Annotated in this window: 21 protein-coding genes; 9 read left to right on the top strand and 12 right to left on the bottom strand. The window is 55.4% G+C overall.

What is annotated here, in order from left to right; translation table 11 throughout:
• Positions 1-21: 21 nt before the first annotated feature.
• On the bottom strand, positions 22-1,230 hold the full coding sequence (locus SBO83_RS18060; protein WP_353502728.1) for a Bcr/CflA family multidrug efflux MFS transporter: 1,209 nt from the start codon (positions 1,228-1,230) through the stop codon (positions 22-24).
• Between the two features lie 135 nt (positions 1,231-1,365).
• Complete coding sequence (gene rsuA / locus SBO83_RS18055) at positions 1,366-2,073, bottom strand: 16S rRNA pseudouridine(516) synthase RsuA (protein ID WP_396132444.1); 708 nt, start codon at positions 2,071-2,073, stop codon at positions 1,366-1,368.
• A gap of 331 nt (positions 2,074-2,404) precedes the next feature.
• Here rsuA and SBO83_RS18050 point away from each other — a divergent pair, with 331 nt between their 5' ends.
• Together SBO83_RS18050 and rplY are read left to right on the top strand one after the other, a co-directional pair.
• Complete coding sequence (locus SBO83_RS18050; RefSeq protein ID WP_353502730.1) at positions 2,405-4,168, top strand: DEAD/DEAH box helicase; 1,764 nt, start codon at positions 2,405-2,407, stop codon at positions 4,166-4,168.
• Positions 4,169-4,305: 137 nt separating this feature from the next.
• Entirely contained in the window at positions 4,306-4,596 is a 291-nt protein-coding gene (rplY, locus tag SBO83_RS18045) for a 50S ribosomal protein L25 (RefSeq protein ID WP_353502731.1), read from the top strand.
• A 219-nt stretch (positions 4,597-4,815) separates the two neighbouring features.
• On the opposite strand, the gene yejK is transcribed toward rplY, so the two are convergent.
• Positions 4,816-5,820: a nucleoid-associated protein YejK gene (gene yejK, locus SBO83_RS18040; RefSeq protein ID WP_396132443.1), complete on the bottom strand. Its 1,005-nt coding sequence runs from the start codon at positions 5,818-5,820 to the stop codon at positions 4,816-4,818.
• 262 nt (positions 5,821-6,082) lie between these two features.
• On the opposite strand from yejK, the gene SBO83_RS18035 reads away from it, so the two are divergent.
• The gene (locus SBO83_RS18035) at positions 6,083-6,310 is read left to right on the top strand and encodes a YejL family protein (protein WP_034791669.1); all 228 of its coding nucleotides are present in this window, start codon (positions 6,083-6,085) and stop codon (positions 6,308-6,310) included.
• Positions 6,311-6,334: 24 nt separating this feature from the next.
• Positions 6,335-8,119, top strand: a complete 1,785-nt coding sequence (yejM, locus tag SBO83_RS18030; RefSeq protein ID WP_396132442.1) for an LPS biosynthesis-modulating metalloenzyme YejM — start codon at positions 6,335-6,337, stop codon at positions 8,117-8,119.
• 141 nt (positions 8,120-8,260) lie between these two features.
• Here the strand turns inward: yejM and SBO83_RS18025 are convergent, their stop codons facing one another.
• The 4 genes from SBO83_RS18025 to SBO83_RS18010 are packed head-to-tail and all read right to left on the bottom strand — an operon-like array spanning position 8,261 to position 11,811.
• Positions 8,261-8,761 carry a protein disulfide oxidoreductase gene (locus SBO83_RS18025; protein WP_396132441.1) on the bottom strand — a complete coding sequence of 167 codons (501 nt, stop codon included), beginning with the start codon at positions 8,759-8,761 and terminating at the stop codon, positions 8,261-8,263.
• Entirely contained in the window at positions 8,748-9,350 is a 603-nt protein-coding gene (locus tag SBO83_RS18020) for a DsbA family protein (RefSeq protein WP_396132440.1), read from the bottom strand. Before SBO83_RS18020 ends, SBO83_RS18025 begins: the two co-directional genes overlap by 14 nt.
• Entirely contained in the window at positions 9,350-11,389 is a 2,040-nt protein-coding gene (locus SBO83_RS18015; RefSeq protein WP_396132439.1) for a cytochrome c biogenesis protein CcdA, read from the bottom strand. The genes SBO83_RS18020 and SBO83_RS18015 overlap by 1 nt, the downstream gene beginning before the upstream one ends.
• 53 nt (positions 11,390-11,442) lie before the next feature.
• Entirely contained in the window at positions 11,443-11,811 is a 369-nt protein-coding gene (locus SBO83_RS18010) for a copper resistance protein (RefSeq protein ID WP_396132438.1), read from the bottom strand.
• A 190-nt stretch (positions 11,812-12,001) separates the two neighbouring features.
• Here SBO83_RS18010 and SBO83_RS18005 point away from each other — a divergent pair, with 190 nt between their 5' ends.
• The 3 genes from SBO83_RS18005 (at position 12,002) to SBO83_RS17995 (ending at position 15,187) form a co-directional block, all read left to right on the top strand.
• On the top strand, positions 12,002-12,244 hold the full coding sequence (locus SBO83_RS18005; RefSeq protein ID WP_034791675.1) for a DinI family protein: 243 nt from the start codon (positions 12,002-12,004) through the stop codon (positions 12,242-12,244).
• Positions 12,245-12,508: 264 nt separating this feature from the next.
• Positions 12,509-14,284: a penicillin-binding transpeptidase domain-containing protein gene (locus SBO83_RS18000; RefSeq protein WP_396132437.1), complete on the top strand. Its 1,776-nt coding sequence runs from the start codon at positions 12,509-12,511 to the stop codon at positions 14,282-14,284.
• A gap of 516 nt (positions 14,285-14,800) precedes the next feature.
• Entirely contained in the window at positions 14,801-15,187 is a 387-nt protein-coding gene (locus SBO83_RS17995; protein WP_034791678.1) for a helix-turn-helix domain-containing protein, read from the top strand.
• Positions 15,188-15,195: 8 nt separating this feature from the next.
• Here the strand turns inward: SBO83_RS17995 and SBO83_RS17990 are convergent, their stop codons facing one another.
• Positions 15,196-15,663 carry a nuclear transport factor 2 family protein gene (locus SBO83_RS17990; RefSeq protein ID WP_034791680.1) on the bottom strand — a complete coding sequence of 156 codons (468 nt, stop codon included), beginning with the start codon at positions 15,661-15,663 and terminating at the stop codon, positions 15,196-15,198.
• Between the two features lie 125 nt (positions 15,664-15,788).
• On the opposite strand from SBO83_RS17990, the gene SBO83_RS17985 reads away from it, so the two are divergent.
• Positions 15,789-16,376 (top strand): TetR family transcriptional regulator, encoded by a 588-nt coding sequence (locus SBO83_RS17985; RefSeq protein WP_396132436.1) that lies wholly within the window; start codon positions 15,789-15,791, stop codon positions 16,374-16,376.
• Positions 16,377-16,478: 102 nt separating this feature from the next.
• Here the strand turns inward: SBO83_RS17985 and ompC are convergent, their stop codons facing one another.
• Positions 16,479-17,600, bottom strand: a complete 1,122-nt coding sequence (ompC, locus tag SBO83_RS17980) for a porin OmpC (RefSeq protein ID WP_396132435.1) — start codon at positions 17,598-17,600, stop codon at positions 16,479-16,481.
• 861 nt (positions 17,601-18,461) lie between these two features.
• On the opposite strand from ompC, the gene SBO83_RS17975 reads away from it, so the two are divergent.
• Positions 18,462-20,447 (top strand): DUF4034 domain-containing protein, encoded by a 1,986-nt coding sequence (locus SBO83_RS17975; protein ID WP_396132433.1) that lies wholly within the window; start codon positions 18,462-18,464, stop codon positions 20,445-20,447.
• 62 nt (positions 20,448-20,509) lie between these two features.
• Here SBO83_RS17975 and SBO83_RS17970 read toward each other — a convergent pair whose 3' ends face one another.
• From SBO83_RS17970 to SBO83_RS17960, 3 genes are read right to left on the bottom strand one after another with little or no spacing between them, the layout of a single operon-like run.
• Entirely contained in the window at positions 20,510-21,679 is a 1,170-nt protein-coding gene (locus SBO83_RS17970) for an HlyD family efflux transporter periplasmic adaptor subunit (protein WP_396132432.1), read from the bottom strand.
• 17 nt (positions 21,680-21,696) lie between these two features.
• Positions 21,697-23,913 carry a type I secretion system permease/ATPase gene (locus SBO83_RS17965; RefSeq protein ID WP_396132431.1) on the bottom strand — a complete coding sequence of 739 codons (2,217 nt, stop codon included), beginning with the start codon at positions 23,911-23,913 and terminating at the stop codon, positions 21,697-21,699.
• A gap of 48 nt (positions 23,914-23,961) precedes the next feature.
• A complete protein-coding gene (locus SBO83_RS17960; protein ID WP_185689674.1) occupies positions 23,962-25,344 on the bottom strand; it encodes a TolC family outer membrane protein in 1,383 nt (460 codons plus the stop codon).
• Positions 25,345-25,418: the final 74 nt, after the last annotated feature.

Here is a 25,418-nt window from a genome sequence, read left to right as displayed (position 1 = left end):
GAGGGAGCCAGAGGAAGTGACTTAAGACTCTTTCGCCACGGCCGCTTTTAGCGGCCGACTTGCATATAAGTAGAGCATCATGGCGATAGCCACGCAGAACGCCATACTGATGGTCATCGGCCAGGCGCTGTGCGCAGGCACCATCGCCAGCAGCGCGGTGATTAACGCCCCGGTGCCGAAACGCAGGGTTCCCGCCAGAGAGGCCGCCGTGCCCGCCATGTGAGGGAAATCATCCATAATCACCGCCATCGCATTCGACGTGACCATGGCGATAACCCCGACATACCCCGCCACGCCGATAACCAGCGTCCAGAATGGCAGATTGAAGATGCACACAATCACCAGCCACAGCCCCATCACGAACTGCACCATCAGCCCAAAGCGGAACATCCACTCCGCCCCTTTGCGGCGAACATAGCGGCCGTTGATCACCGTCAGGATCACCAGCGCCACCACGTTTAAGGCGAAGTAGAAACCAAAGTTCTGTGGAGAAACGCCGTTCAGCTCGATATAGACAAAAGGCCCGGCGCTAAGGAAGGAGAACATCCCGGCGAAGGAGAAGCCGCTCGCCAGCATATAGCTCAGCACGCGCTTGTGGCGGAACAGCGAGGCGAAGTTGCCGAGGCTGGTGCGCAGGCGGAATTTCTGCCGACGCTCAACCGGCAGCGTCTCTTTGATATAGACCCCCACCAGCGTCGCGGCGATCAGCGCGGCAATCGCCATCGCCCAGAAAATCGCGTGCCAGCTAAACACCACCATCAGCAAGCCACCCAGCATAGGCGCCAGCAGCGGAGCGACGGTCATCACCAGCACCACGAAAGACATCATTCGGGAGAACTCGTCTTTGGTGAACATGTCGCGCATCAGAGCGTTGATCACCACGCTCGCCGCCGCAGCCGACAGGCCGTGCAGGAAACGCATGTGGACCAGTTGCTCAATCGACTGCGCCATTGCGCAGGCCGCTGCCGCTAACGCGAAGACCAGCACGCCCCAGAAGATAACCGGCTTACGACCAAGGCTGTCTGCCATCGGACCGTAGAAAAGCTGCCCAACGGCAAAGCCCAGCGTGTAAGCGCTGAGGGTCATTTGCACACTGCCCGCTGGCACGCCAAACTCTTTGGCAATGACCGGCATACTTGGCAAATACATGTCGATAGCCAGCGGCATCAACATCGACAGCAATCCCAAAATGAAGATCAAACCCACATGGGATACCCGTTTCTCTTCCACGTTCACCTGCTCCTTTTCACGACATAAAAATCATTAATTATCAGAGCCAAACCCTAAATCATTCGCGTTGCAACAAGGCGGCAACCGGGGTGAGCAAGGGCAGCCAACGCCGTTGCAGCGCGAAGGATGACGGGTTTATCGGCCAGGAACGTCTACGCTGGCTATCTCTGCTTCTGTTAATGGGCGGTATTCGCCCGGCTCTAGATCTTCATCTAACACGATGTCGCCAATGCGTTCGCGGTGCAGCTCCACCACGCGGTTACCCACGGCGGCAAACATGCGTTTTACCTGATGGTAACGGCCTTCGCTGATGGTCAGGCGCACGACGCACTCTTCCAACTGCTCCAGCACGGCTGGCTTGGTCAGCGACTCTTCATTGTGCAATTGCACACCGGCGGTGAACTGCGCGGCGGTATCTTCGGCCAGCGGCTGTTCGAGGGTTACCAGATAGGTTTTCTCGCAATGATGTTTCGGAGAGGTAATGCGGTGCGACCACTGGCCGTCGTCGGTCATTAAGACCAGACCTGTGGTATCGATATCCAGACGCCCTGCGGCATGCAGCTTGTAAGCCACCGGCTCTTCGAGGAAATAGAGCACCGTCGGATGATCGGGGTCATCGGTTGAGCACACATAACCCTGCGGCTTGTTGAGCATAAAGTAGCGAGGACCGGTGATCTGCTCCAGCACGTTGCCGTCGAATTCGACGCGCTGCTGGGGGTCCAGCTTTAGCGAACCGGTTTTGACGATCTCGCCGTCCACGGTCACGCGTTTGTTACGAAGTTCGCGCAGCGCGATTGCGCGGCTTACACCCAGCTGCTGGGCTAAAAATTTATCGAGACGCATTGAATCTGCCTAACCTTTCTTGGCGACCTCGCAGGCCGCTCTACTGATAAAATACAACACCCCGCCGCTACCAAAAGGCTGCTGACGGGGTTGAGAGTTATTCGGTACGTATCTTTGCAAAGCGTTAGTCATCGCAGAGCGTGACCAGAATTACGCGGGGGCAGCCGGGCTGCCGATGTGAACATTCAGTATAGCCGTGCTTGCCGCATCATCATAGAACCTTATCAATGAGAAACAAAAACACGGCACGCAGAGATAATCGCCATCAATGCCAAAAGTTGGCATACTCCATAACTGGCTTTATTTACAGTACTAACCTGTGTGGATTAACGTGACTGCTTTTACACTTCGCCCCTACCAACAAGATGCCGTTGACGCCACGCTGCGTCATTTTCGCCAACATGACGAACCGGCGGTGATTGTCTTACCCACCGGCGCGGGAAAAAGTCTGGTGATCGCCGAGTTGGCGCGGGTTGCCCGTGGCCGCGTGTTGGTACTGGCGCACGTCAAAGAGCTTGTGGCGCAAAACCACGCCAAATATCTCTCCTACGGGATGGAAGCCGACATTTTCGCCGCCGGGCTGAATATCAAACAGAGCAGCGGCAAAGTGGTGTTTGGCAGCGTGCAGTCGGTCGCGCCCAATCTGGCGGCCTTCGGTGGCGAATTTTCCCTGTTGATCATCGACGAATGCCATCGAATTTCTGACGACGAAAACAGCCAGTATCAACAAATTATTCATCATCTGCGCAGCAATAACCCGCGCCTGCGCCTGCTGGGCCTGACCGCCACGCCTTATCGGCTGGGCAAAGGCTGGATTTACCAGTATCACCATCAGGGCATGGTGCGCGGTGACGCCGACAGCCTATTCCGCGACTGCATTTATGAATTGCCGCTGCGCTACATGATTAAGAACGGCTTTCTGGTGCCGCCGGAGCGGCTGGACATGCCGGTGGTCAGCTACGATTTCAGCCGCCTGCAAGCCAACAGTAACGGCCTGTTTAGCGAGGCGGACCTCAATGACGAGCTGCGCCAGCAGAAGCGCATTACGCCGCATATCATCAGCCAAATTGTCGAGTTCGCCGCCGAACGTAAAGGCGTGATGATTTTTGCCTCGACGGTCGAACACGCGGGCGAAATCTACGGCCTGCTGCCCGCCGGGCAAGCCGCGCTGATCAGCGCCCAGACGCCTGCCATAGAGCGCGACCGGCTGATCAACCAATTCAAGCAGCAGCAACTGCGTTTTCTGGTCAACGTTTCGGTGCTGACCACCGGCTTCGACGCGCCGCATGTCGACCTGATTGCCATTCTGCGCCCTACCGAATCCGTCAGCCTATACCAGCAAATTGTCGGCCGCGGGCTGCGGCTTTCGCCGGGCAAAACCGACTGCCTGATTTTGGATTACGCCGGAAACCCGCACGACATTTTCACCCCTGAAGTGGGCAGCCATAAGCCGGGTAGCGACAACAAGCCGGTGCAGGTCTTCTGCCCTGCCTGCGGTTTCGCCAACATCTTCTGGGGGAAAACCACCGAGGACGGCACGGTTATCGAGCACTTTGGCCGCCGCTGTCAGGGCGTGTTAGAAGATGACGAGGGGGAGCGAGAACAGTGCGATTTCCGCTTCCGCTTCAAAAGTTGCCCGCACTGCGGCGCAGAAAATGACATTGCGGCGCGCCGCTGTCACCAGTGTCAGGAGATTCTGGTCGACCCGGACGACATGCTGAAAGCCGCACTGCGCCTGAAAGATGCGTTGGTGCTGCGCTGCGGCGGCATGAATCTGGAAAACGGTCGCGATGAGAAAGGCGAATGGCTGAAAATCACCTATTACGATGAAGACGGTGCCGACGTCTCCGAGCGTTTTCGTTTAAGCACACCCGCCCAGCGCATGGCGTTTTTGCACAACTTCCTGCGACCACATCAGCGCGCGCCGGGAGTGCCGCTTGAGTGGCAAACCGCCGCAGACGTGGTGGCCCAGCAGGTATTGCTGCGTCATCCCGACTTTGTGGTAGCGCGGATGAAAGGCCAGTTCTGGCAAATTCGCGAAAAAGTTTTCGATTATCAGGGGCGCTATCGGCGGGCCAATGAGCTGCGCGGATAACATCCAGATAGGCCTTTTAGTCCTAATGACAATCCGGTATAATGCCGCCCGCTTTCGCCTCGCGTGGAAGCTGTAATACTCAACTCGTCACTCGGTCGCAGGTGGCGGGGCAAACATTCTTATATAGAGAAACATACATGTTCACTATCAATGTAGAAGTACGTCCAGAAGCAGAGCAGGGCAAAGGTGCGAGCCGCCGCCTGCGTACAGAAAACAAATTCCCAGCTATCGTTTACGGTGGCTCAGCTGCTCCAGTTTCTATCAAACTGGACCATGATTCTGTTAAGAACATGGAAGTTAAAGCGGAGTTCTACTCTGAAGCTATTACTCTGGTTATCGACGGTAAAGAAACCAAAGTTAAAGTTCAGGCTGTACAGCGTCACCCGTTCAAGCCAAAACTGGCTCACATCGACTTCGTTCGCGTTTAATCGCTAACTGAGTTGTAACGCATCGGGACGCCGTGCGAGAACAAATAAGAAACGCCGCTTAATGCGGCGTTTTTTATATCCTTCATACTTGAAGCTGCCGCTGCGTTGGCCGCTCTCGCAACCCGAATCACTGACCAACGTCAGCTCATCGGGATTGACTCCATTGCCGCCTTGCTGCAACTCCAATTATTTCGGCTATACCTGTGTTCGTATTACTTTTTACTTACTCGACGATCGACGTTGCAACTGGTCGCGCAGATTCGGCGGTGTGCCTTTGATAGTTAACGTGTCGGTGGCCGGGTCCCAGAAGATGCGCTCGCCCATCAGCATGGCGTCGAAATTGATGCTCACCCCGCCGCCGCTACCGGCAAACTTGGTTAACTGGCGCAGCGTGCCGCGATCGGCCGGGAAAGTCTCTTCCAGCTGATAACCCTGCTCTTGGGAAAACTCTTTGAATTTCTTGTCGTCCCAGGGTGGCAGCTCGTCGGACAGCGCGTCGAGGGAGATCTCCTCCCCCGCCTGAAGCTGTTCGTTGCAGTAGCTATAGACCTGCTGGCGCACATTTTGGCGTTCGTTCTTATCCAACTGGGCTTCTGCGCAGAAGTCATCCACCGCCTGCAATAAGCCACGGTTTTGCGCTTTAGTGTCCAAGCCTTCTGCCGCAGCGAGGAAATCCATAAAGAAGTCGGACACTTTACGACCCACGCGGCCTTTCAGGAAGGTCAAATAGCGGGTGGATTCTGGATTGGTTTCCCACTCGGTTAAATCAATTCGCGCGACAATGTCGGCATGGTTGATGTCGAGATAGTGAATGCTGCTGACGTCCAGTTGCTCGTTAACACGCATACTGCTACGGCTGTTAAGCACGGCAATCAGTAAATACTCAACCGCCAGAAAGCGATAATGGCAGAACAGCACCACGCCGCCTTCGGCAAAAGGATATTTCGCCAGTTCATCGCGCAAACGGCCGGTGGCCCCGCGGCTAAAGCCAAGGAAATCCTCATCGCCTTTGCGGCAGGCGCGCAAAGACTCGGCCAGTTCGCTATCCTGATTAAACAGCCCATAAGCTTTGCTTTTCGCGCTGTACACGCGATGCAGTTCGGCCATCATCTCTTCAACCGCGGCATTCGGGGTTAACAGCGTATCGCGCAGCACAACGTCCAGCGTTTGCTCGTCACGCTTGTTCAACTGGTGTAGAGCAATCTGCTCGATATCCAGACTCATGGCTTCTCCTAAAATGAGTGTCTTTATATAAATGCTGTAGAAATATCTGAAAAGGGGGCGGCTTGGTGGAATGATTTTTTCGCCGAGGCGGGTATTCAAACACTTAATATAGAGGGCTTGCAACCGCAAAGCCTTGAAGTTGGAAACACAAATAAATACATCTCATCAATACCCCAACGTTCAACACATTATAAAAATGCGGAAACTGATGCCACGATACGTTAAGATATTGCACTTTGTCAGGCTTTGAGCACATTAATCCATGCCACAATCATCTCGTTACAGTGACGAACACGTTGAACAGATCCTTTCGGAACTGGCCACCGTACTGGAAAAACACCGCGCACCCACCGATCTCTCTTTGATGGTGTTGGGCAATATGGTGACCAACTTAATTAATACCAGCGTTGCGCCAACCCAGCGCAAAGCTATCGCAGGCTCTTTTGCTGGCGCGCTTCAGGCGTCAATAAGAGAAGATAAAGCCCATTAATCAACTATTTGCCCAAAACCTCTTATGGTGACAAATCGTCAGCGCTATCGCGAAAAAGTATCCCAGATGATCAGCTGGGGGCACTGGTTCGCCCTATTTAACATTCTGCTCGGTCTTGGACTCGGCAGCCGCTACCTCTTTGTCTCCGACTGGCCCTCTTCTCTCGAAGGACGCATTTACGCGTTGGTAAGTTGGCTTGGGCATTTCAGTTTTATTGGCTTCTCCGCCTACCTGCTGATCATCTTCCCCCTGACCTTTGTGGTGATGTCGCAGCGGCTGATGCGTTTCTTATCCGCCATTTTAGCCACCGCCGGTCTGACGCTGTTACTGGTCGACACCGAAGTCTTTACCCGCTTCCACCTGCACATCAATCCTGTGGTGTGGGAACTGGTGGTCAACCCCGGTCAAGGCGAGCTGGCCCGCGACTGGCAGCTAATGTTTATTGCCGTGCCGGTGCTGTTCCTGATCGAAATGCTGTTTGGCACTTGGGCATGGCAGAAGCTGCGCAGCCTGAACCGTCGCAATTTCGCTAAGCCGATTGTGGCGCTGTTTATCGTCAGCTTCTTTGCCTCGCACCTGATGTATATCTGGGCCGATGCCAACTTCTATCGCCCAATCACCATGCAGCGTTCAAACCTGCCGCTCTCCTACCCAATGACCGCGCGTAAGTTCCTCGAGAAGCACGGCTTGCTGGACGCACAGGCTTATCAGCAGCGCCTGATTGAGCAAGGCAACCCAGAGGCGCTGTCGGTAGAGTACCCACTCAATGACATTAGCTTCCGCGACACCGGCCCTAAATATAATTTGTTGATGATTGTGGTGGATGGTATTCACGCCTCAACCACGGTCAAAGACATGCCAGCGCTGACCGATTTCGCGCGGCAAAATGTTAGCTTCAACCAGCATTACAGCTCGGGTAATCGCGTGGATAGCGGCCTGTTTGGCCTGTTCTACGGGATTTCGCCAACCTATATGGAAGGCATTATTGCCGCGCGTAAGCCTTCTGCGCTGATGTCCTCGCTGGCGAAACAGGGCTACGAGTTTGGCCTGTTCTCCTCCGACGGCTTCAACAGCCCACTCTACCGTCAGGCTTTGCTGACCGACTTCACCTTGCCGACCCCAGCGGCGCAGGGCGATACCCTGACGGCTCAGCAGTGGCAGCAGTGGTTAGCCGCGCGCGGTAGCCGCCCGTGGTTCTCTTACGTGAATCTGAACGGCGTCTCGACGGCGCTGCGTCAAGGCAGCAATGCCGCCGTGCCGACTGGCAATGTCTTTATGCAGCGTTATCAGCAAGGCGCGAAAGAGGTGGATCAGCGTATCAGCGAGATCCTGCAAGACCTGCAAAAACGCGGCGAGCTGGATAAAACCGTGGTGGTGATCACCGCCTCCCACGGCATTGAATTTAACGAGAACGGCACTTGGGGTTCAGGCAACAACATGAACCGCGACCAGATGCGTGTACCTCTGGTGGTTCACTGGCCGGGCACCCCTGCCCAGTCGATTAATAAGCTGACAGATCATGAAGATGTGATGACCACCCTGATGCAGCGCCTGCTGCACGTCACCACGTCGCCAGCGGATTATTCGCAAGGTGAAGATCTATTTGCCGCCAAACGCCGCCATGACTGGATCTCCACCAGTGATAACGGCACGCTGGTGATCACCACGCCAACCCAGACGCTACTGCTGGAGCGCAACGGTGATTTCACGGCTTATGACGAACAAGGCAAACGCATCAAAGATCAGAAACCTGAACTCGGCCTGCTGTTACAGGTTCTGACCAATGAGAAGCGCTTTATTGCGGATTAGTTTTCAGACGACTCCACACTAAAAAGGCGTTTTCGTTGCAGCCAGTTTGGACACGGCCAGCACGGAGAAACGGCAGCGTACTCAAGTACGTGAGGCTTTCGAGTACTGCCCGGGTTCAAAATGGCAAATAAGATAGCCTTTTTAAAGCTGCGCCAGCCATAGGCGCAGCTTAATCCCCCAATATGACGTCCAGCCCGTCGTGGTACTCACCACCCTGCCCTTATCGATAATCACAAACGTCGGAGTGACGCCAATGTCCCACGAGGCGGAAATATCGCCGCGCGGGTCATTCACCACCGGCATGCTGATATTCTTGCCCTGCAAATAGCGCTCGATTTTGTCCTTATCCCCTGAACGCAGCGCCACGCTCAACACGTTGCCGCCGTTAGCCGACAGCTTGCCGACGTCCGGAGTGGTGAACTTACAGACGCTGCACCAGCTGGCCCAGAAGTAAACCAGCAGCGGCTGCTGCTGGCTTTTCTCATTGAGCGTCAGGGTCTGGCCATCGAGGGTCTGCAATGTCTGGTTGCCGAAATCGACCGGAGCCTGCGGCGCGCGCATGAAGTCCATGCCGAACAGCACCGCCATCAGCAGTACCGCGCCAACCAAGATCTCTTTAGCCCAACGTTTAGCTTTTCCCATCTTTCACCTTCTTCAGCTGGGCATTCACCAGCTCTTCTAAGTCCTGATAAGAGATAGCGCCGGGGATGATCTGGTCGCCAATAATGGTCGCTGGCGTACCCTGAATGCCCAGCACTTCGGCAATTTCCACGTTAGTTTTCAAGGTGGTATAGCTTTCTGGCGTGACTTTTACCGGCGGCAGGCCGACTTTGGCGATGGCAGCGTCGATGCTCTCCTCGTCATGCGGGCCTTTTTTCGACATCAGGCGCTGGTGCAGCGCCATAAATTTGTCCGGCTGCTGCTCCCACACGGTCATGGCAGCGCGAGCAGAGCTGATGGAACTGGCGCCACGGAATGGCAGCAGTTTTAGCACCACCGCGACGTCCGGATGCTCCTTCACAACTCTCTCCAGCAGAGGATCAAACTGCTTGCAGTAAGGGCAGTTGTAGTCGGTGAAGGAGACCAGCACCAGCTTGGCGTCTTTAGCACCAAAGCGCGGCGTGGCCGGGTCGCGGAACAGCATATCCTCCGGCGTCGGGTTTTGTGGCGCAGCCTGCGCTAAAGCCATCGGTGAAAGGGCCATCATTAAAATCAGCATTAAGGTTTTCATTATTTATCTCCACGGGCGTCTTGCAGCCCTTTTAAAACGGCGTCGCGAGTCAGCAGTGGCGATAAAATCTCACCCGTTGGCAGGCCCGGACCATAAATTTGGTTGAAAGGAACGGCAACGCTGCCGCGCTTTTGCAGGAATTCATTAATCGGTTTGGAAGGACGGCTCCAGTCACCGCGCAGGGCCACCAGGTTGTCGGCGGTCAGAGCTTTCTGCACGTCTTCGCGCAGTAAGACGTTAAATTTGTTGGCTTTGCAGGTGACACACCAGTCTGCCGTGACATCCACGAACACCACTTTGTTGTCCGCCACCGCCTGAGCAATCGCCTGCTCGGTTAGCGGCTGCCACTTCACGGCATCCTGTAATGGCTTAGCGCCGTTGGTATAGGAGAGCGCCGCCGCTAGCATCACCAGCCCTGCCACCAGCAGGCTGACACATAGGGCAATGGCGGTATTACGCGCCCCGTAGCGGCGCAGCGAACCCACCACCAGCGCCAGCAGGAACACCGCCGCGACAATCAGCACGCTTTGCAGACTGAAGTGGTTGAGCATCAGGCTGAGCAACCACAGCGACGCGGCAAGCATCAGCAAGCCGAGCGCCACCCGCAGGCGCAGCATCCAGCGCCCCGGACGCGGCAGGCGCAGCGCCAGTCCCGGCCAGGTTGCGATCATCAGCCACGGCAGGCTCATGCCGATGCCCAGCATCAGGAATAATCCCCACAGCACGGGCAGAGGTGCCGCCAGCGCGAAGGCCACGGCGGTGCCCAAGAAAGGCGCCGAGCACGGCGTAGCTAGCAGCGTCGCGAAAGCCCCTTCGGCGAAATTGCCCTTCAAACCGCCACGTTTTTGCGTCGCCAGACGGGTGGTCATGGCAGAAGGCAGGTTGATTTCGAACAGGCCCAGCAGGTTGGCGGTGAACAGCGCGGTCACAATCACCATAAAGCTGATAAACCATGGGTTCTGGAACTGAATTCCCCAGCCAAGGGTCTGGTTACTGTAGCGCAGCACGGTCATCAGCAGCGCCAGCGCGAGGAAAGAGCTGATAATGCCCGCCGAAGAGGCCAGGAACTGCACCCGAACGCTTTTACGGTCGCGCTGCTCCACCTGCAAAATCGAGCCGAGTTTCATACCCAGTACCGGCAGCACGCACGGCATCAGGTTAAGAATAAAACCACCGGCCAGCGCCATCAGCGCCACTTGCCACAGGGCAATGCTGCTCTGCGTGGCGGGTGCCAGAGGCTCCATCTTGAGGTCGAGCTGCTGGGCGATACCGCGATCCGCCAGCACCGCGCTGACCGGCTTGCCCGTCAAGTCTCCGGCTTTATCTCCCCACTCGTCGGTGACTGGCACGGTGATCTGCGCAAGCATGCCGTCCACCTTGACCGTCGGCTTGCCGAATGAGCTGCCTTCGAGGGAATCGATAAACAGCTCCGGCTGCTGCCAGCCTTGAGCGCGCTCGGCTGAAATCAACAAAGTGCCCTGCCGATAACCCGCCGACACCTTATCCGCCAGCCCCTGCGCAATCGGGATTTGCCCCATAGCGCTGGCAAAACGGCTGGCGAAATCGCCTTGGTCACCGCCTGCGCGCAGGTCCAGATTGAAGTCGTAATCGGTGAGGATACAGACATTGCTACAGGTCGGCAGGGTCAGGGTTCCCGCCAGTTTCTCAGGTACTTTGCCTTTGATAACAATCGGCAACGTCACATTGTCGTGATAGCCCTGCGTGGTTATTCCGGCGACGTCGAAACGCGCGGGAGTCGGCCAAGACCAGTCGGCCTTAGTTGATGGGTCTTGCCAGGCGATAACCGGCGCAACGCCGCCCTCACCCGGCGATCGCCAGTAGGTTTTCCAGCCTTTTTCGAGGCTGACAGACAGTAAAAGATGGGTTTCATCCGCCGCGCCGTCGGCAGGCTCAGCCTGAAAACGCACTTTGGCATGGCTGTTTTGCGGGCTTTCTAACCAGCCGGAATCCGCCGCATGAATGGCAGGTAGCCACAGCAGCAACAGGCTGGCAATCGCCGCCCTGAAGGCATAACGCATAAATTTTCTCCAAAAATAAAAGACAACATCCGAATCAAAAGGCGGACGTGTTTTTATTCCCGGAAGACGCAGAGCCGCAGATGCACCCGTAGTATCGGCACTGGAACGACTTCAGGCAGGCGAGTACGAAGAAGGGCCACGTTGCCAGGCGAGAGAAATGCCAGCAGCAAGCTAAAGACCAACAGCGCGAAATCAAGAATGGCAGGAGGAACGGAAAGCAGTGATTTGCTGCTCAACTCGCAAGGAGTGGGAGTTTCAGTCAGATCGGACGTCGGCTGGGATGAGACCGTTTGGGACACGGCGTCCTGACGCAGAGAGGCAGACAACGCGTTCAGCCCGGCGATGCGCTGCGTCATACAGGTAAGTATGACCAGACAAGCCAGGCAGAAAAAGAGCAGTGCTGAACGCCGTTTTTTATCCATTAATCCCTCATGAAAGTACGCCAGTATTCTAGCCACCGACCAAACATTCACAAGGATTATGTATCCGCCATTACAGGACTTTACGTTCAAGGTGCTGAAATGGCACCCAATCCGTCGCCTAAAACATTGGAATCGGCCAAGCGATACTGTATATTTAGCCAGTTAATTACCTATTAAGGATTGAGACTAAATGTTAGTAGAGCTGGTGTATGACAAACGCAATGTTTCCGGCATTCCTGATGCCAACGACAAAATCCATGCCGAATTAACCAAACGCGTTCATCGCCTGTTCCCGGATGCGGCGGTGAAGGTCAAACCGATGCAGGCCAACGGCTTGAACACCTCGGGCGCCAGCAAGCAGGACCGTTCGCAGTTGAACCAAATGCTCGAAGAGATGTTTGAAGAAGCGGATGAATGGCTATCCGTTGAATGAGACAGAGAAAGGTTCGCCATTAAGGCAAATAACGGGTAAAAGCTGCTCAGCAAGTCGTATTTACTTACAAAGGGCAATTGAATTAAACATAACCCAGCAACGGCTTATTATAATATGTCTATGATACTAAAAATCATATCAATCAGAATGATGAGTCCTGTTATTTCCGCTGGGTTTTTAACCATTTCTGGGTCCATAACCCCCTTCGCGACGGCAGGCTTGTCATTTTTGGCACTATCACGCCCATGACTTTGCGAAGTAAACATGCCTCCAAAAAAACCGACTAAGCCGGCTGCACAACCCCACTTTTATTCGAAGCGTTTTGCCCTTATTTGTGTTGGCATTTTGGGTTGTATGGCATTTTTACTGGCCCGCGTAGGCTATTTACAGCTGCTGAACCGCCCGATGCTTGAGCGTCAGGCCGACCAGCGCTCTTTGCGCTCCACGGTGATCCCAGCCGATCGCGGCACCATTGCTGACCGCAGCGGGCATCCGCTGGCACTGAGCGTGGCTTCCAAAGACATTATTGCCGATCCCTTCCGCGTCCTTCAGCTGCATAGCGATCTAAATAGCCCGAAATGGCAGTATCTGGCGCAGGCCCTGAACATGCCGCTGCCCCAGTTACAGCAAATTATTACCAGCGATCCTAATCGGCGCTTTGTCTACCTTGGGCGTAAAATCGAGCAAGGCATTGCCAATGATATTGCTCAGTTGCATCTGGGCGGCATTACCAGCCAGCACGATGACAGCCGCTACTACCCGATGAGCGACGCCGCCGCCAATCTGGTGGGGATTGTCGGCACGGATAACGAAGGTCTGACCGGCATTGAGAAAGGCTTTAATACCCTGCTCGAAGGCAAGCCGGGCATGCGCGAATACCGCCAAGACGGCCACGGCAACGTGATTGGCGTGTTGAAGGAAGTCCCGCCGCAACAGCCGCCAACGGTGAATCTGAGTATCGACAGCTTTATGCAGTACGTGATGTATTCACGCCTGCGCGCCGGCGTGATGCTCAACCAGGCGGACTCGGGTGCCGCCGTGCTGGTGGATGTGAATACCGGGGAAATTCTAGGGATGGCCTCCTACCCTTCTTTTAACCCGAACAATTACGCCGGCGTTCAGCCAAAAGACATGCGTAACGTGGCGATAAGCGACAGCTTCGAGCCGGGTTCTACGGTAAAACCTCTGGTTGTGATGGTGTCGCTGGCGCGCAAAATGATCCGCCCGGACTCGGTGCTGGACACCCACCCGTACACCGTCAACGGCCACTTAATCAAAGACGTCGGCCACTGGCCTGCGCTGACCATCACCGGCGTGTTGCAGAAATCCAGTGACATCGCGGTATCGCACATGGCGCTGGCGATGCCCGCACAGGTGCTGGTTGACCTCTACCACTCCTTTGGCTTGGGTAAACCGACCGACTTGGGCATTGGCGGCGAGAGTAGCGGCTACTTCCCGCTGCACCGCGATCGCTGGGCTGACATTGAGCGTGCGACCTTCTCCTTTGGCTACGGACTGCGCGTAACGCCGCTGCAAATCGCCCGCGAATACGCCACCATTGGCGCATTGGGCATTTATCGCCCACTGTCGATCACCAAGGTGACACCACCGGTGATGGGTAAGCGCGTGATGTCGGCGGACGTGGTGCAAACCGTGATCCATATGATGGAAAGCGACGCCCTGCCCGGCGGCTCTGGCCTGAGCGCGGCGGTGCCGGGTTATCGTTTGGCAATCAAAACCGGTACGGCGGAAAAGCTGGGGACCAGCGGCAAGTACGATGGCGGCTACGTCAACTACACGGCGGGCGTGGCTCCGGCCAGTAACCCGCGAGTGGCTCTGGTGGTGATGGTCAACAACCCGCAGGCGGGTAAACACTTTGGTGGTTCAGTGGCCGGGCCGATTTTCGGCCAAATCATGGGGCAGGTGTTGAATCATATGAACATTGCTCCTGACGCACTGGTGCCTGAGACGCCGCCGGAAACCATCATCAACGGCGGCCAAAAAACCAACTTAGTGCGCCGTAACGCCAGCTCAGAGTGATTTTTTACCCGCGCAGACTGGATTTCTGCGACTAATATGGGTAACTTCCCGCTTGTCTCGCCCAGCAAGGGTAAGCTAAGAGGAAGAGTGAAAACTCTGAGAAGTAAAACGATGAAACGGCTTTTTATGGTTTTAGTGGTCTTTGTCGCAGTGTGTGTCGCCGTTATTGCATTAAATATGCACGGCACCGGCCCTTGGTAATAGGTACCAGCCACTTTCCAGAGAGGGGTGATTTTGCCAACAGGTAAGCGATTTATCCTACTGATTATTGCGATTTTGGTTGGCATCGTCGTACTCGACGATATTATCGCGCGGGTTATCCACTGGATCTTACTGCACTAATCAATGGCCCGTTGGGTCGGAGCGAGTCCTCTCCGTCATCGGGTCATTTTTTGCCTTACCCCTGAATTTATAAGGGTTTTCTTTCTCAACAACACCTCTCTGCTACTTAAGGCTCCTGCGCCATCACGGCGAAGTTGTGTATAATAGCTTATCGAACATTAAGAAAGACGGGTTATGGCTCAGGACATTCATCTCACAATCGTCTGCGCACTCAGCAAATGGATCGAAGGCCATCTTGGGCGCGTTATCCACCTTGAAGAATTGGCTGAATACTCGGGCTATTCGCTGTGGCACATGCAAAAACTGTTTAAAGAATCTACCGGCATTTCGCTTGGTAAGTACATCCGTGAGCGCCGTTTGGCGAGCGCGGTCTATCAGTTAAGCAGCAGTGACACGCCGATTTTCGATATCGCGATGGATTTTGGCTTTGGCTCACAGTCGCATTTCACTTACATGTTCCGTAAGCGTTTTAACATCACGCCTTATGAGTTCCGCCAAAATCCCGATATCAAGCTAGAAGTCGCCCCGCCGCTGCATATCATTCATCAAAAAACGGCCTAAATTCGGTGTTAGAATCCAAAGTCGCTCAGTGAAGGATAATCATCCGGGCGACGCCCTAACGGCCAGTCGAACTTGCGTTCACTCTCTTTGATGGGCAAATCATTGATGCAGGCGTAACGGGCAAACATCTGACCTTCCTCATTAAATTCCCAATTTTCATTGCCGAAGCTGCGATACCAGTTGCCGGAATCATCACGCCATTCATAAGCAAAACGCACCGCGATGCGCGCGCCGTCGAAGGCCCACAGCTCTTTAATCAGGCGATATTCCAGCTCTTTGGCCCACTTGCGCTCCAGAAAGGCCACCACGGCGTCTTGCCCTTCGGCGAATTCACTGCGGTTTCTCCAGCGAGTGTCTTCGGAGTAAACCTGACGCACGCGCTGCGGATCGCGGCTGTTCCATGCATCTTCGGCTAAACGAACTTTTTCAATCGCGCTTTCACGGGTAAAGGGCGGCAATGGCGGTTTAATTGGCATAAGCACCTCAGGTTAGAAATTTAGGTAGACAACTCTGTCTACGTAATTAAACTAGCTCAAGTAGACAGAGTTGTCTACACTAACCATCGCCGAAAAATGAAATCAATCGCTGACTGGAAATCCTAATGCCTTTCTCTCCTTCTACCGACATCAGTACGCTGGCTGCTCGCGACCGCATCCTGCTGACGGCTCATCAGCTGTTTTACCGCGACGGCATTCGCGCCACGGGTATTGATCTGATCATCAAACAGGCTGGCGTGACCAAAGTGACCTTTTACCGCCATTTTCCTAGCAAGAATGCCTTGGTTTTGGCTTTTCTGGAGTATCGCCATCAGCGCTGGATGAGCTGGTTTACCAACAGCTTGCAGAAAAACATGGCGCAGCCGAATGCCCAACTCGCCGTTGCACTGCCAAAAACGCTGGAAGAGTGGTTCTGTGATGAGGATTTTCGCGGCTGTGCCTTTATCAATAGCGCGCTGGAATTCGCCGAAGCCCTGCCCGAAGTGACTACCCACGCGGCGCAGCATAAGCAGCAAATGGCTGAGGAGATTGCGCGTTACCTGCCTCAATCAGCACCCGATTTTATGGCGCAGGCCATTGCGCTGTTAGTGGATGGCGCGATCGTTAATGCGCAGATTGGCGGTGAGAATAAACAGGAGACTGCCCTGCTCTGCTCGGTGCTGGAGCTATGGCTTGTCCCGCGAGCAGCCTAGGCGACGGGCACAAAAAACGCGGCACGGGCCGCGTCTTCTGTTACTGCATCATTCTGTGTCTGAGAATGCCTGTCTCTGGTGGCAATGGTCCACCCGAACAGGTTAGAACTGGTACACCAAGCCAACCGCCGTGACGTTATCCGTGTTGATACCGGCATTTTGGGTGAACTGGTTGTCATCAAGCAGGTTGATTTTGTAGTCGACGTAAGTGGACATATTTTTGTTGAAGTAATACGTCGCACCCAGATCCACGAATTTGACCAAGTCCTGATCGTCGTAGTTGTTACCCACGCGGTCAGTACCCAAATCAGAGCCGCGAGTCTGGTTATAGGCCACGAACGGACGCAGACCGAAGTCGAACTGGTAGCTGGCGTAGGCTTCTACAGACTGAGCTTTGTTAGCATAACCGTAAGCTTCTGAATCCGTCGAACCGAAGCGTGACGCGTTATAGGACTGGGTAAACATCGCCGCCAGATAGACATTGTTGGCGTCATATTTCAGGCCGCCGCTGAAACCTTCGGCTTTCTTACCATTACCCATAATGCCCGGCGCGGAGTTCTGCTCGTCGGTGCGGTCTGAGTTGAAGAAGGCACCGGCCACGCTGACGCCAGCGCCAATGTCGTAACTCAGAGACGCACCGTAGCCGTCGCCGTTCTGCGTCAGGACGTCACGCGTACCCGGCTCACCGCCACCGCTGTCGTTTTTGCCTTGATATTGCAGAGCAAAGTTCAGGCCATCGACTAAACCGAAGAAGTTGTTGTTACGGTAAGTGGCTACGCCGTTGGTACGCTGGAACAGGAACTGGTCCGCGCCATAGGTGGAACCATCGAACTCTGGCTGTAAGTCGGTCCATGCCGCGACGTCGTACAGCACGCCGTTGTTACGACCGTAGTCGAATGAACCGTAATCGCCGAATTTCAGACCTGCAAAACCGTAACGGGTAAATGAACGGTTATCTTCACTTTCCGCCTGATTGGCTTGCACCTGATACTCCCACTGGCCGTAACCGGTCAGTTGGTCAGTGATCTGAGTTTCGCCTTTGAAACCAAGACGGATGTAGCTCTGATCGCCATCAGAACCTTTATCGCTCGAGAAATAATGTAAACCATCGACCAAACCATACAGGTCGAGTTTATTGCCATCTTTATTATAAACTTCTGCCGCACTTGCTGATCCTGCGACTAATAAAGCCGGGATCATAAGAGAAAGAATACGACGTTTCATTTTGAGCTATCCTCGTAGGGTGTCGAGCCTGCCACTGATTGATAAATGCAAGGTGAAGGTAAAACGTTTCGAATTATATGCTCGACATGGCAAATCCATTCTCTGGATATAAAGGGAATTAATCCAGAAAGAAAATGATACCAAATTAATGATAATGTTTCTGAACAATTATTAGATGTAAGAAAATATTAATAGAAGGGAACTTTTCGCTAGCTTTACACATGTTAAAATAAAGCACTAATCGCTAAAATACTGAAAAAACCTTACAAAACAACAAACTAAAATACATGACAGAGCACTAAGTGATAAAGCAAAAAAAGTGGGAATCTATATACTTTATCTCGCTATCATCATTATTGTTAATTATTACCCTCATTACCAGATTATCTGGAAACAACAACCGGTCTTATGACCGGTTTTTTTTTGCCAAAAATGCGGTAGTTTCTCTATGTGACATTCCCATGAAAATGTTATTTCCTCGCGGTAGTATAATAATAATAATTCGCAAATAATTTACTTTTGACATATTAACTCCTTATTTCCTACATACTCCTTCCGTATTTCTTATCGCTATTTACTTAATGCCTTCACATTTCCGACAGCATTTTATTAATATCCGCTAGAAAAATAACCAGTAATAATGACCATAAAACAGTCAGTTAATTAATCTTGCGGGTTTGCTCTCCACAAAGATCTCATTATTTGTACAGTATTAGTCACGCGGCGGGCGGATCCGGTACTATAAGAGCAATCTCGCTGATGTGATGATTTGCAACCGATACACTGTCGCCTATCTAAGGCACGTCGCGCGTTAAATTGATGACATCGCCCCCCCTATACGTCCCGAATTGAAGGAATCTCATGCCACAAGAGAATCAGCACGACAACCTCTCCAAAGCCAGAATGCTTCTGGCAACCCGCCGTTTTGTTAAACTCGACGAGTGGCTGTTGTCGCTGATGCGTGGTTGGCAAAACCAAACTGATACTCACAGCGATTACGGTCTGGTGCTGCATCCGGGTACGCTGATCGCCGGGGCTGAAAACCATACCGTTGATCCGCTGGATATCCTCAGTGACTGGGCGCAGCAGTGCCCGCAGAGCTACCACGCCCACGTGCTGCTGGGAATGTTTTGGCACGAACAGGCTTGGGTCATCCGCAATGCCAACGGTGAGCATGTAGAAGATAGCCAGTGGCTCGGCGCTCAGCTGTGCTGTGACTATGCCGTATTGGCGTTCCTGCGCGCCATCGAGTTGCACCCTCGCCCAACCCACGCTTTCCGCCACCTGATGAACCTGACCGGCGGCTTTGGCGAACCTTACTGGCTGCGCGACCTGTTCGCGGGCAAAGCCCCACTGCCGCTGCATGAGAAATTCAACATTGCCGGCAGTCAGGTATGGCAAACCGGCGTGGGCTATCTGCACGCCATTGGCGTCGAACCAGCCACTCACTGGCCGCAAAGCCTGCCCGCCGCGCTGCAGCAGACGCGCAAGGCAGAGGAAGAGGCGCTGGATTATTGGCTGCGCATGGCAATGTCGGTGCGCCACAGCGATGTCGGCACCATGGAGTCCTACCTGATTTTCCACTCTGCCGCCTGGGGCGGTGACGATAGCCAGCAAATGGCGATAATCGACGGCCCGCTGTGCGCCGAGTTTGACGAAGACGAGCGCAACCATTTCCGCGCCAACGCCCTGATTGACGCCCTCTCCGGTGAGATTGCCGATAAAGACTCCGAGCGCGCGCAGTACCTGCAAGCCCAGTTGCACCACCTGCTGGCTCAGCCACTGCCCGACGCCACCCGCATTCGCTTATTAGATTTGTACGGCACCTGCGCCGCCTATTGGCAGGATGACGATCAGGCCGGGCTGGAGATTTATGACCAGCTGTTCGCCGTCTCCCCGCAGGCCATGCCGGGCCATTTCGCCGCGATGTTTATTTCCAGAGCAGTGCTGGCGAATGAGCAACAGCAGGGGCTGCCGACGCTGACCAGCCTGCTGATTCGTGCTATTAACCGGCCTGAAAATCCGGTGCTGGTGGCCTATGCCGCCACGGCAGTGCAATTTGGTCTGTATGGTTTGCCGCAGCAGCCCGAGCTGAGTGATGACTTGCTTGACCACGCCGTTCGCCTGATCCAGCTGTCTGGCAGTGACAGCGCGGCCAAAGATTTGATCACCATCGCCCACGATATGGCGATTAACGATGACTTCGACGCCGCCCACTTCCTGATGACCGAAATGGCCCGGCGCGGCAATGCGCTGCACACCTACGAGCTCTATTTCTTCTACCGTAACGGCTGGCATCAGGAGGTTCCCGAAGCTTTCCACAGCGACAGCAATGCGCTGGAATGCGTGCTCAGCGCCGCCCGCTCGGGGCTGGTTCCAGCCATGTTTGCCTGTGCCAACGCCCTGCGCGAAGGCATTGGCGGTGAGGTGGATTACCAGCAGGCCATGCAGTGGTATCAGCGCGCGATGGACGCCGGGCACGCCTCGTCCGCCTACTGGCGTGCCAGCTGCGCGTTGGATCTTGGCCCGGAGCAGGACAAGCGCCTCGCGGCCGAGCAGTGGTTGCCGGAGATCTTAATGAATCCGTCCCATCCTGAGCGCAGCGAAGCGGCTTATACCCTCGGCATGGCGTGGCTGACGGGCAGCGGCGTGAAGAAAAACCGCCACATCGCCGGCCAGTTTATGGAGTTTGTGTTGGAGTTAGATCCAAGCTCCGACGCCGCGCGTCAGGTTCTGGAAGAGCTGAGCGGCTCGCTGCGCGGCCGCATGAATCTGTGGCAGGACAAGCGTAAATCCGACGAAGACGACGTGGTAGCTAAGTACCGGGTTCAGCCGGAGATTGAGTAAATCTTTCTTGCTCCTCCCCCTTGCCAGGGGGAGGAGCAGAACCCTATTCAAATCAACAAAACTCATCTTTCCCGCAGCGACTCTTTCACCTTATTCAGCGGCTTAATCAGATAATCCAGCACGGTTTTCTGGCCGGTTTTGATCTCTACGCTGGCCACCATTCCCGGCACTATTGGGAACTGGCGACCGGCTTTATTGGTTAACACGGCTTTGTCGGTACGGACATACACGCGGTAATAGAACTGGTCGCGCTTGACCTCATCCTGCAAGGTGTCTGGCGACACGCTCTCCACCTGCCCTTTCAAATCGCCATAGATCGAAGAGTCATAGGCGCTGATTTTCACCGTGGCTTCAAGGCCCGGGCGGATATAGGCGATATCGCGCGGGTTGATGCGGGTTTCAATCAGCAGCTGATCTTCAATCGGCACGATTTCCATCAGCTTGCCGCCCGGTTGCAGGACGCCGCCGACGGTGCTGACCTGAATATCTTTGACGATGCCGTGAACCGGCGAAAACAGCTCGGAGCGCGTCACCTGATCCTCTTTACCGGCCATCACTTGCAGCTCGGCGTCGAGGTCGGCGTTGTTCTTCACCTGCTCCTCACGGGCGCGAACCGCGTACTGGTTGATAGCATCATCGATTTTGCCGCGCAGCTCGCTGGACTGGCGCTGGAGGCGAATCACTTCCACCTGCCCCGCCGCGCCTTTCGCCACCAGCGGCTGGGTCATGCTGATCTCCTGATTGACTAGCTTTAGCGACTGTTGCAGGTTGCTGACGGTTTCGTCACGGTTCTGTTTTCGCGATAAATAGAGCTGGCGCTCGCGGGCTACCAGTTCCGGCGATTTCATAGTCTCCGGGCTGAATTTCAGCGGCGCGCCGGTCAACTCGGCGCTTAAACGCTCCGAAGACGCGCGCAGCGTGCGCACTCGGGAAGCCGCCTCGCCGTAGTTGGACTGCGAACGGGTTGGGTCGAGCTGGGCCAGCCGTTGGCCGCGATTGACAATGGAGCCTTCCTGCACCAGCAGCTTCAAAATCACCCCGCCGTCGAGGGAATCAATCTGCTGCGCCTTGCTCGATGGCGTGACCTTGCCCGTGCCGACCGTCACCTCGTCGAGGGTAGCGAAGTAGGCCCAGACAAAAAACAGCACCAGCCCAATCAGGGAAACCCAGACAATTCCCGACACCTTTTTCTGTTGAGCGTCCAGCTCATCGTGCAATGTTAAATGTGCCATATTCAGTCCTTATGCGCTCAGGCTGCGCCCTGTTGGTTACCGGAAGCAGCCGCGACGGCCGGCGTGGCGGCGGTGTTAGCGACCGCGTTACCCAGAATTTGATCGCGCGGGCCGTCGGCGATAACCCGGCCGTTGTCCATCACCACGATGCGATCCACCAGCTTGAGCAGCGCCGGACGATGGGTGACCACCACCAGCGTGCGGCCCGTCAGCCAAGTGTTCATCTGGCGAATAACATAGTCTTCCAGCTGTTCGTCCATCGAGGCGGTTGGCTCATCTAAAAGCACCACCTGCGGGTCACGCAGGATCAGGCGACTCAGCAGCACCATCTGGCGCTGGCCGCCGGACAAGCCGCGCCCGCCCTCATTAATAATCTTATCCAGACTCGAGGCATCGGCCTGCACCATAGAGAGCGCGCCGCTGATCCTCAGGGCTTGCAGCATCTCCTGATCGGTGGCGTGCGGATAACCCAGCATCAGGTTTTGGCGCAGCGTGCCGAAGAACAGCCGCGAATCCTGCGACAGATAGCCAAGCTGGCGGCGCACGTCGGCGGGTTCGATGCGTTTCATGTCCACGCCGTCGATGATCACCTTGCCCTGCGACGCCTCGGCCTGGCCGGAAAGCAGCTTCAGCAGGGTCGATTTCCCGGCACCCACCTTGCCCAAAATCGCTACGCGCTCGCCCGGTTTAATCTCCAGTTGGCCAATCCCCAGCACGTTCGGCGAGTTCTCTTTGTCATAGGTATATTGCAGATTGCGCAGTTGATAGTGCCCGCTCAGGGTCGGGCAGTGCGACAGCTCGGCGTCTTCCGGGCGGTCGATAGGCTTTTTCAGCAGATCGTCCAGCCCTTTCATGGCGCTTTTGGCGTGCTGCCAGCGTGAGAACACCATGGTCAGCTGCATCAGTGGCGCGATGGTGCGGGAAGAAAGCATGCTGCTCGCCACCAGCGTACCGGTAGTTATGTCGCCGCTGAGCACCAGATAGACCCCCGCCACCAGCATGCCAGCGTAGGTCAATTGCTGGACCGTCGAGGCCCAGCCGGTCAGCCGCGCGCCCCACAGACGCTGCTTCATGCCGACCGAGGCGCTGACTTCGTGAGTCTGTTCCCACTGGCGCTGGAAATAGGCTTCGGCCTGTAAGGCTTTAATATCTTCAATGCCTTCAATGGTTTCCACCAGCACCGCGTTGCGCAGCGCCCCTTCGCGCATCCCCTCTTTCGCCAGCTTCGCCATCGGCCACTGGATCAGAATGCCGGGAATGACAATCAGCGGAATAGCCAGCAGCGGAATGATCACCAGCGGCCCGCCGATAAAGAACATGATGCCGAGGAACAGCAGCACGAAAGGCATATCGGCGGCGGCACTGACGGTGGTGGAGGTCAGCAGTTCGCGCACCTGATCGATTTCACGCAGCTGCGAAATGAAGGAGCCGGTGGACTTTGGCCGGTCATCGTTTTTGATGTTCATGGCGCGCACAAAGAACAGCGACGAAACCTTGAGGTCGATGCGTTTGCCCATCAAATCTGACACCAGCGTGCGCATCAGGCGAATAACGTATTCCAGCGCGGCGGCCAGCACCACGCCGAAGAACAGCACCCACAGGGTGGGCAGTGACTGGGCCGGGATCACCCGGTCGTAAATCTGCATTGAGAACAGAATACCGGCCAGCGCCAGCACGTTACCAATCACCGACGCCAGCGAAATCTCTGCGATTTTACGCCCCGCGCCGCGAAAGTTATCCCAGAACCAGTGCTTCTTATAGGGTTGAACGAACTCGTCAATGCGTTGGTCGCGACCGCGCGCCGCCACGCCGACTAAAAACACCGGGCCAGAGCCTTGTTGAAGTAAGGTGGAAAGCTCGGTGGAGCGCAGCAGGTCGCCGCCGTCAGTCAGCCAGTAGTCGGCCTGACCGTCATCGTGCAGCCGCTCAATGACCGCGATGCCGCCCTGCTCGAGCTGGATAATGGCTGGCAGCACTTCCGGCCGCCAACGGACCTTAGTCCAGCTGACCATGCCAACCTGTAGCCCAATCAACCCACTGAGGCGGTCAAGCTGGCGGCCCAGCGACTGATTTTCAAACCAGCGCATTTGCTGGCGCAGATAGAGCGGGTCAGAAGGTTTACCAAAAATTTCAGCCACGCGCACCATGGCGCTGATCCAGACATCAATCGACGGCGGTGGAGCCTTGGCCGTGGCGTTAGAGCGGGTTTCTTCACTGTTCGTTTCGGTACTCATATCGCCTCTTTACGCATTCTGTGCGGACAATCGTTTTATAAAGGGTGGTCAGAGAGAAGGAATGGTGTCACCAGTCTCTTTTTGTCGGTCGATGCCCAACATATCCACCAGATTGTCTACGGCTGCGGCATAGCGCACTGTGGCATCCCAGCCGTCGTACAGCGCGCCGATGCGCATGGTGTCAGCCTGAAAAACGTCTTGCTCGACGCTGAGTAAGTCGTTCAGGCTGCGTTTGCTCAGTTTGTACTCGTCCTGATAGACGCTGCGGGTGTGCGTCGCGCTGGCGTATTGGTCCTCGCCCGCCACCTGCCTCTGCTGGCCGCCAATCATGTCGGCATAGGCCGTGGAAGCTTTCTGGTTGATGTCCAGCTTGGCCTTTTCCACATCGGCCTGCGCCGCCTGGCGCTCCCCCTCCGCAGCACGGGTTTTGGCGCTGACCGCGCCGCCCTGATAGACCGGCGCATCCACCGCCAGCTGGAGCTGGTCGTCCCAGTAAGAGCCGCCGCTGCCTGCGGCATTCTGGTAACGGGTACGTCCCGCCTGTACTTTGATGGTTGGCCAATGCTGCGATTCCGCCTGATTCACCCGCTCAATCGCCGCCTGCTGCTTGGCCTGAGCGGCGCGAACCAGCGCGCTGTTTTCATAGGGGATTTTGTTGAGTGTGACTTTTTGGTTGAGTAAGCTTTGCGGTAAATCCGGCAGATTGTCGGAGACCACGCCGGTCAGCACGGTGAGCTGGGCCTGCGCTGAACGCTGCTGGGCGCGGTATTGTTCGACGGTGGCGCGCATCCCGGCAATGCGGGTTTCGGCCTGTAACACGTCAGATTGCGAGCTTAACCCCGCGTCGGCGCGCAGCTTGGCGGTGTCCGCCACGCGTTGCAGTGATTCAATGTTATCGCGAGCCGCCACGCTCAGCGCCTGATAGCGCTTCACTTGCAGATAGGCTTGCAGCGTACTCAGCGCAACGTCGGTCATGGTGCCGTAAAGGGCGTAACGGTAGGAGTCGGAGAGGCGTTCTTGCTCGTCGATACTGCCGCCGGTGCGCCCAAAGTCATACAGCAGCTGGCTGAGCTGAATGCCGCCAGACGCGTTGTTATCCAGCGTGCCGGAGGAGTCGGTTTGGCGCGACTTACCTGCGGTCCCCTGCAAAGAAATTTGTGGATACCAGGCACTTTTCGCCACATCAAGGTTGCCCGCGCCCACGCGAATTTGCGCAGCCGCCTCGGCTATCTGTGGGTTGCGAGCAAAGGCGCGCAGTATGGCATCTCGTAATGTCAGGCTAGATCGCATCTCCTCGGTAGGTGCTGCTTGCCAATCAAACTCTGGCTGTTTTTCAGCCGCGAATACTTTCCCACTGTTTGCACCAGCAACAACTATCCATATCGTCCCCAGTACCACGGCAAATTGCCGCGATGATTGTTTCTTTTTCATGAGCGACACCACTTTTCTCGCCGGATTATTATTATTTTTCAGCCTTTTCTGGCCTTACCCATTCGTTTACTGCC

Origin of the sequence: Ewingella allii (genome assembly GCF_044430645.1) — a bacterium.
Lineage (GTDB): Bacteria > Pseudomonadota > Gammaproteobacteria > Enterobacterales > Enterobacteriaceae > Ewingella > Ewingella allii.
This window is presented reverse-complemented; position numbering and strand designations above follow the sequence as displayed.

Bases quoted from the DNA above. Each gene is read 5' to 3' on its own strand.
- rsuA (WP_396132444.1), bottom strand. From the start codon at position 2,073: ATGCGTCTCGATAAATTTTTAGCCCAGCAGCTGGGTGTAAGCCGCGCA.
- rplY (WP_353502731.1), top strand. From the start codon at position 4,306: ATGTTCACTATCAATGTAGAAGTACGTCCAGAAGCAGAGCAGGGCAAA.
- yejK (WP_396132443.1), bottom strand. From the start codon at position 5,820: ATGAGTCTGGATATCGAGCAGATTGCTCTACACCAGTTGAACAAGCGT.
- SBO83_RS18035 (WP_034791669.1), top strand. From the start codon at position 6,083: ATGCCACAATCATCTCGTTACAGTGACGAACACGTTGAACAGATCCTT.
- yejM (WP_396132442.1), top strand. From the start codon at position 6,335: ATGGTGACAAATCGTCAGCGCTATCGCGAAAAAGTATCCCAGATGATC.
- SBO83_RS18025 (WP_396132441.1), bottom strand. From the start codon at position 8,761: ATGGGAAAAGCTAAACGTTGGGCTAAAGAGATCTTGGTTGGCGCGGTA.
- SBO83_RS18020 (WP_396132440.1), bottom strand. From the start codon at position 9,350: ATGAAAACCTTAATGCTGATTTTAATGATGGCCCTTTCACCGATGGCT.
- SBO83_RS18015 (WP_396132439.1), bottom strand. From the start codon at position 11,389: ATGCGTTATGCCTTCAGGGCGGCGATTGCCAGCCTGTTGCTGCTGTGG.
- SBO83_RS18010 (WP_396132438.1), bottom strand. From the start codon at position 11,811: ATGGATAAAAAACGGCGTTCAGCACTGCTCTTTTTCTGCCTGGCTTGT.
- SBO83_RS18005 (WP_034791675.1), top strand. From the start codon at position 12,002: ATGTTAGTAGAGCTGGTGTATGACAAACGCAATGTTTCCGGCATTCCT.
- SBO83_RS18000 (WP_396132437.1), top strand. From the start codon at position 12,509: ATGCCTCCAAAAAAACCGACTAAGCCGGCTGCACAACCCCACTTTTAT.
- SBO83_RS17995 (WP_034791678.1), top strand. From the start codon at position 14,801: ATGGCTCAGGACATTCATCTCACAATCGTCTGCGCACTCAGCAAATGG.
- SBO83_RS17990 (WP_034791680.1), bottom strand. From the start codon at position 15,663: ATGCCAATTAAACCGCCATTGCCGCCCTTTACCCGTGAAAGCGCGATT.
- SBO83_RS17985 (WP_396132436.1), top strand. From the start codon at position 15,789: ATGCCTTTCTCTCCTTCTACCGACATCAGTACGCTGGCTGCTCGCGAC.
- ompC (WP_396132435.1), bottom strand. From the start codon at position 17,600: ATGAAACGTCGTATTCTTTCTCTTATGATCCCGGCTTTATTAGTCGCA.
- SBO83_RS17975 (WP_396132433.1), top strand. From the start codon at position 18,462: ATGCCACAAGAGAATCAGCACGACAACCTCTCCAAAGCCAGAATGCTT.
- SBO83_RS17970 (WP_396132432.1), bottom strand. From the start codon at position 21,679: ATGGCACATTTAACATTGCACGATGAGCTGGACGCTCAACAGAAAAAG.
- SBO83_RS17965 (WP_396132431.1), bottom strand. From the start codon at position 23,913: ATGAGTACCGAAACGAACAGTGAAGAAACCCGCTCTAACGCCACGGCC.
- SBO83_RS17960 (WP_185689674.1), bottom strand. From the start codon at position 25,344: ATGAAAAAGAAACAATCATCGCGGCAATTTGCCGTGGTACTGGGGACG.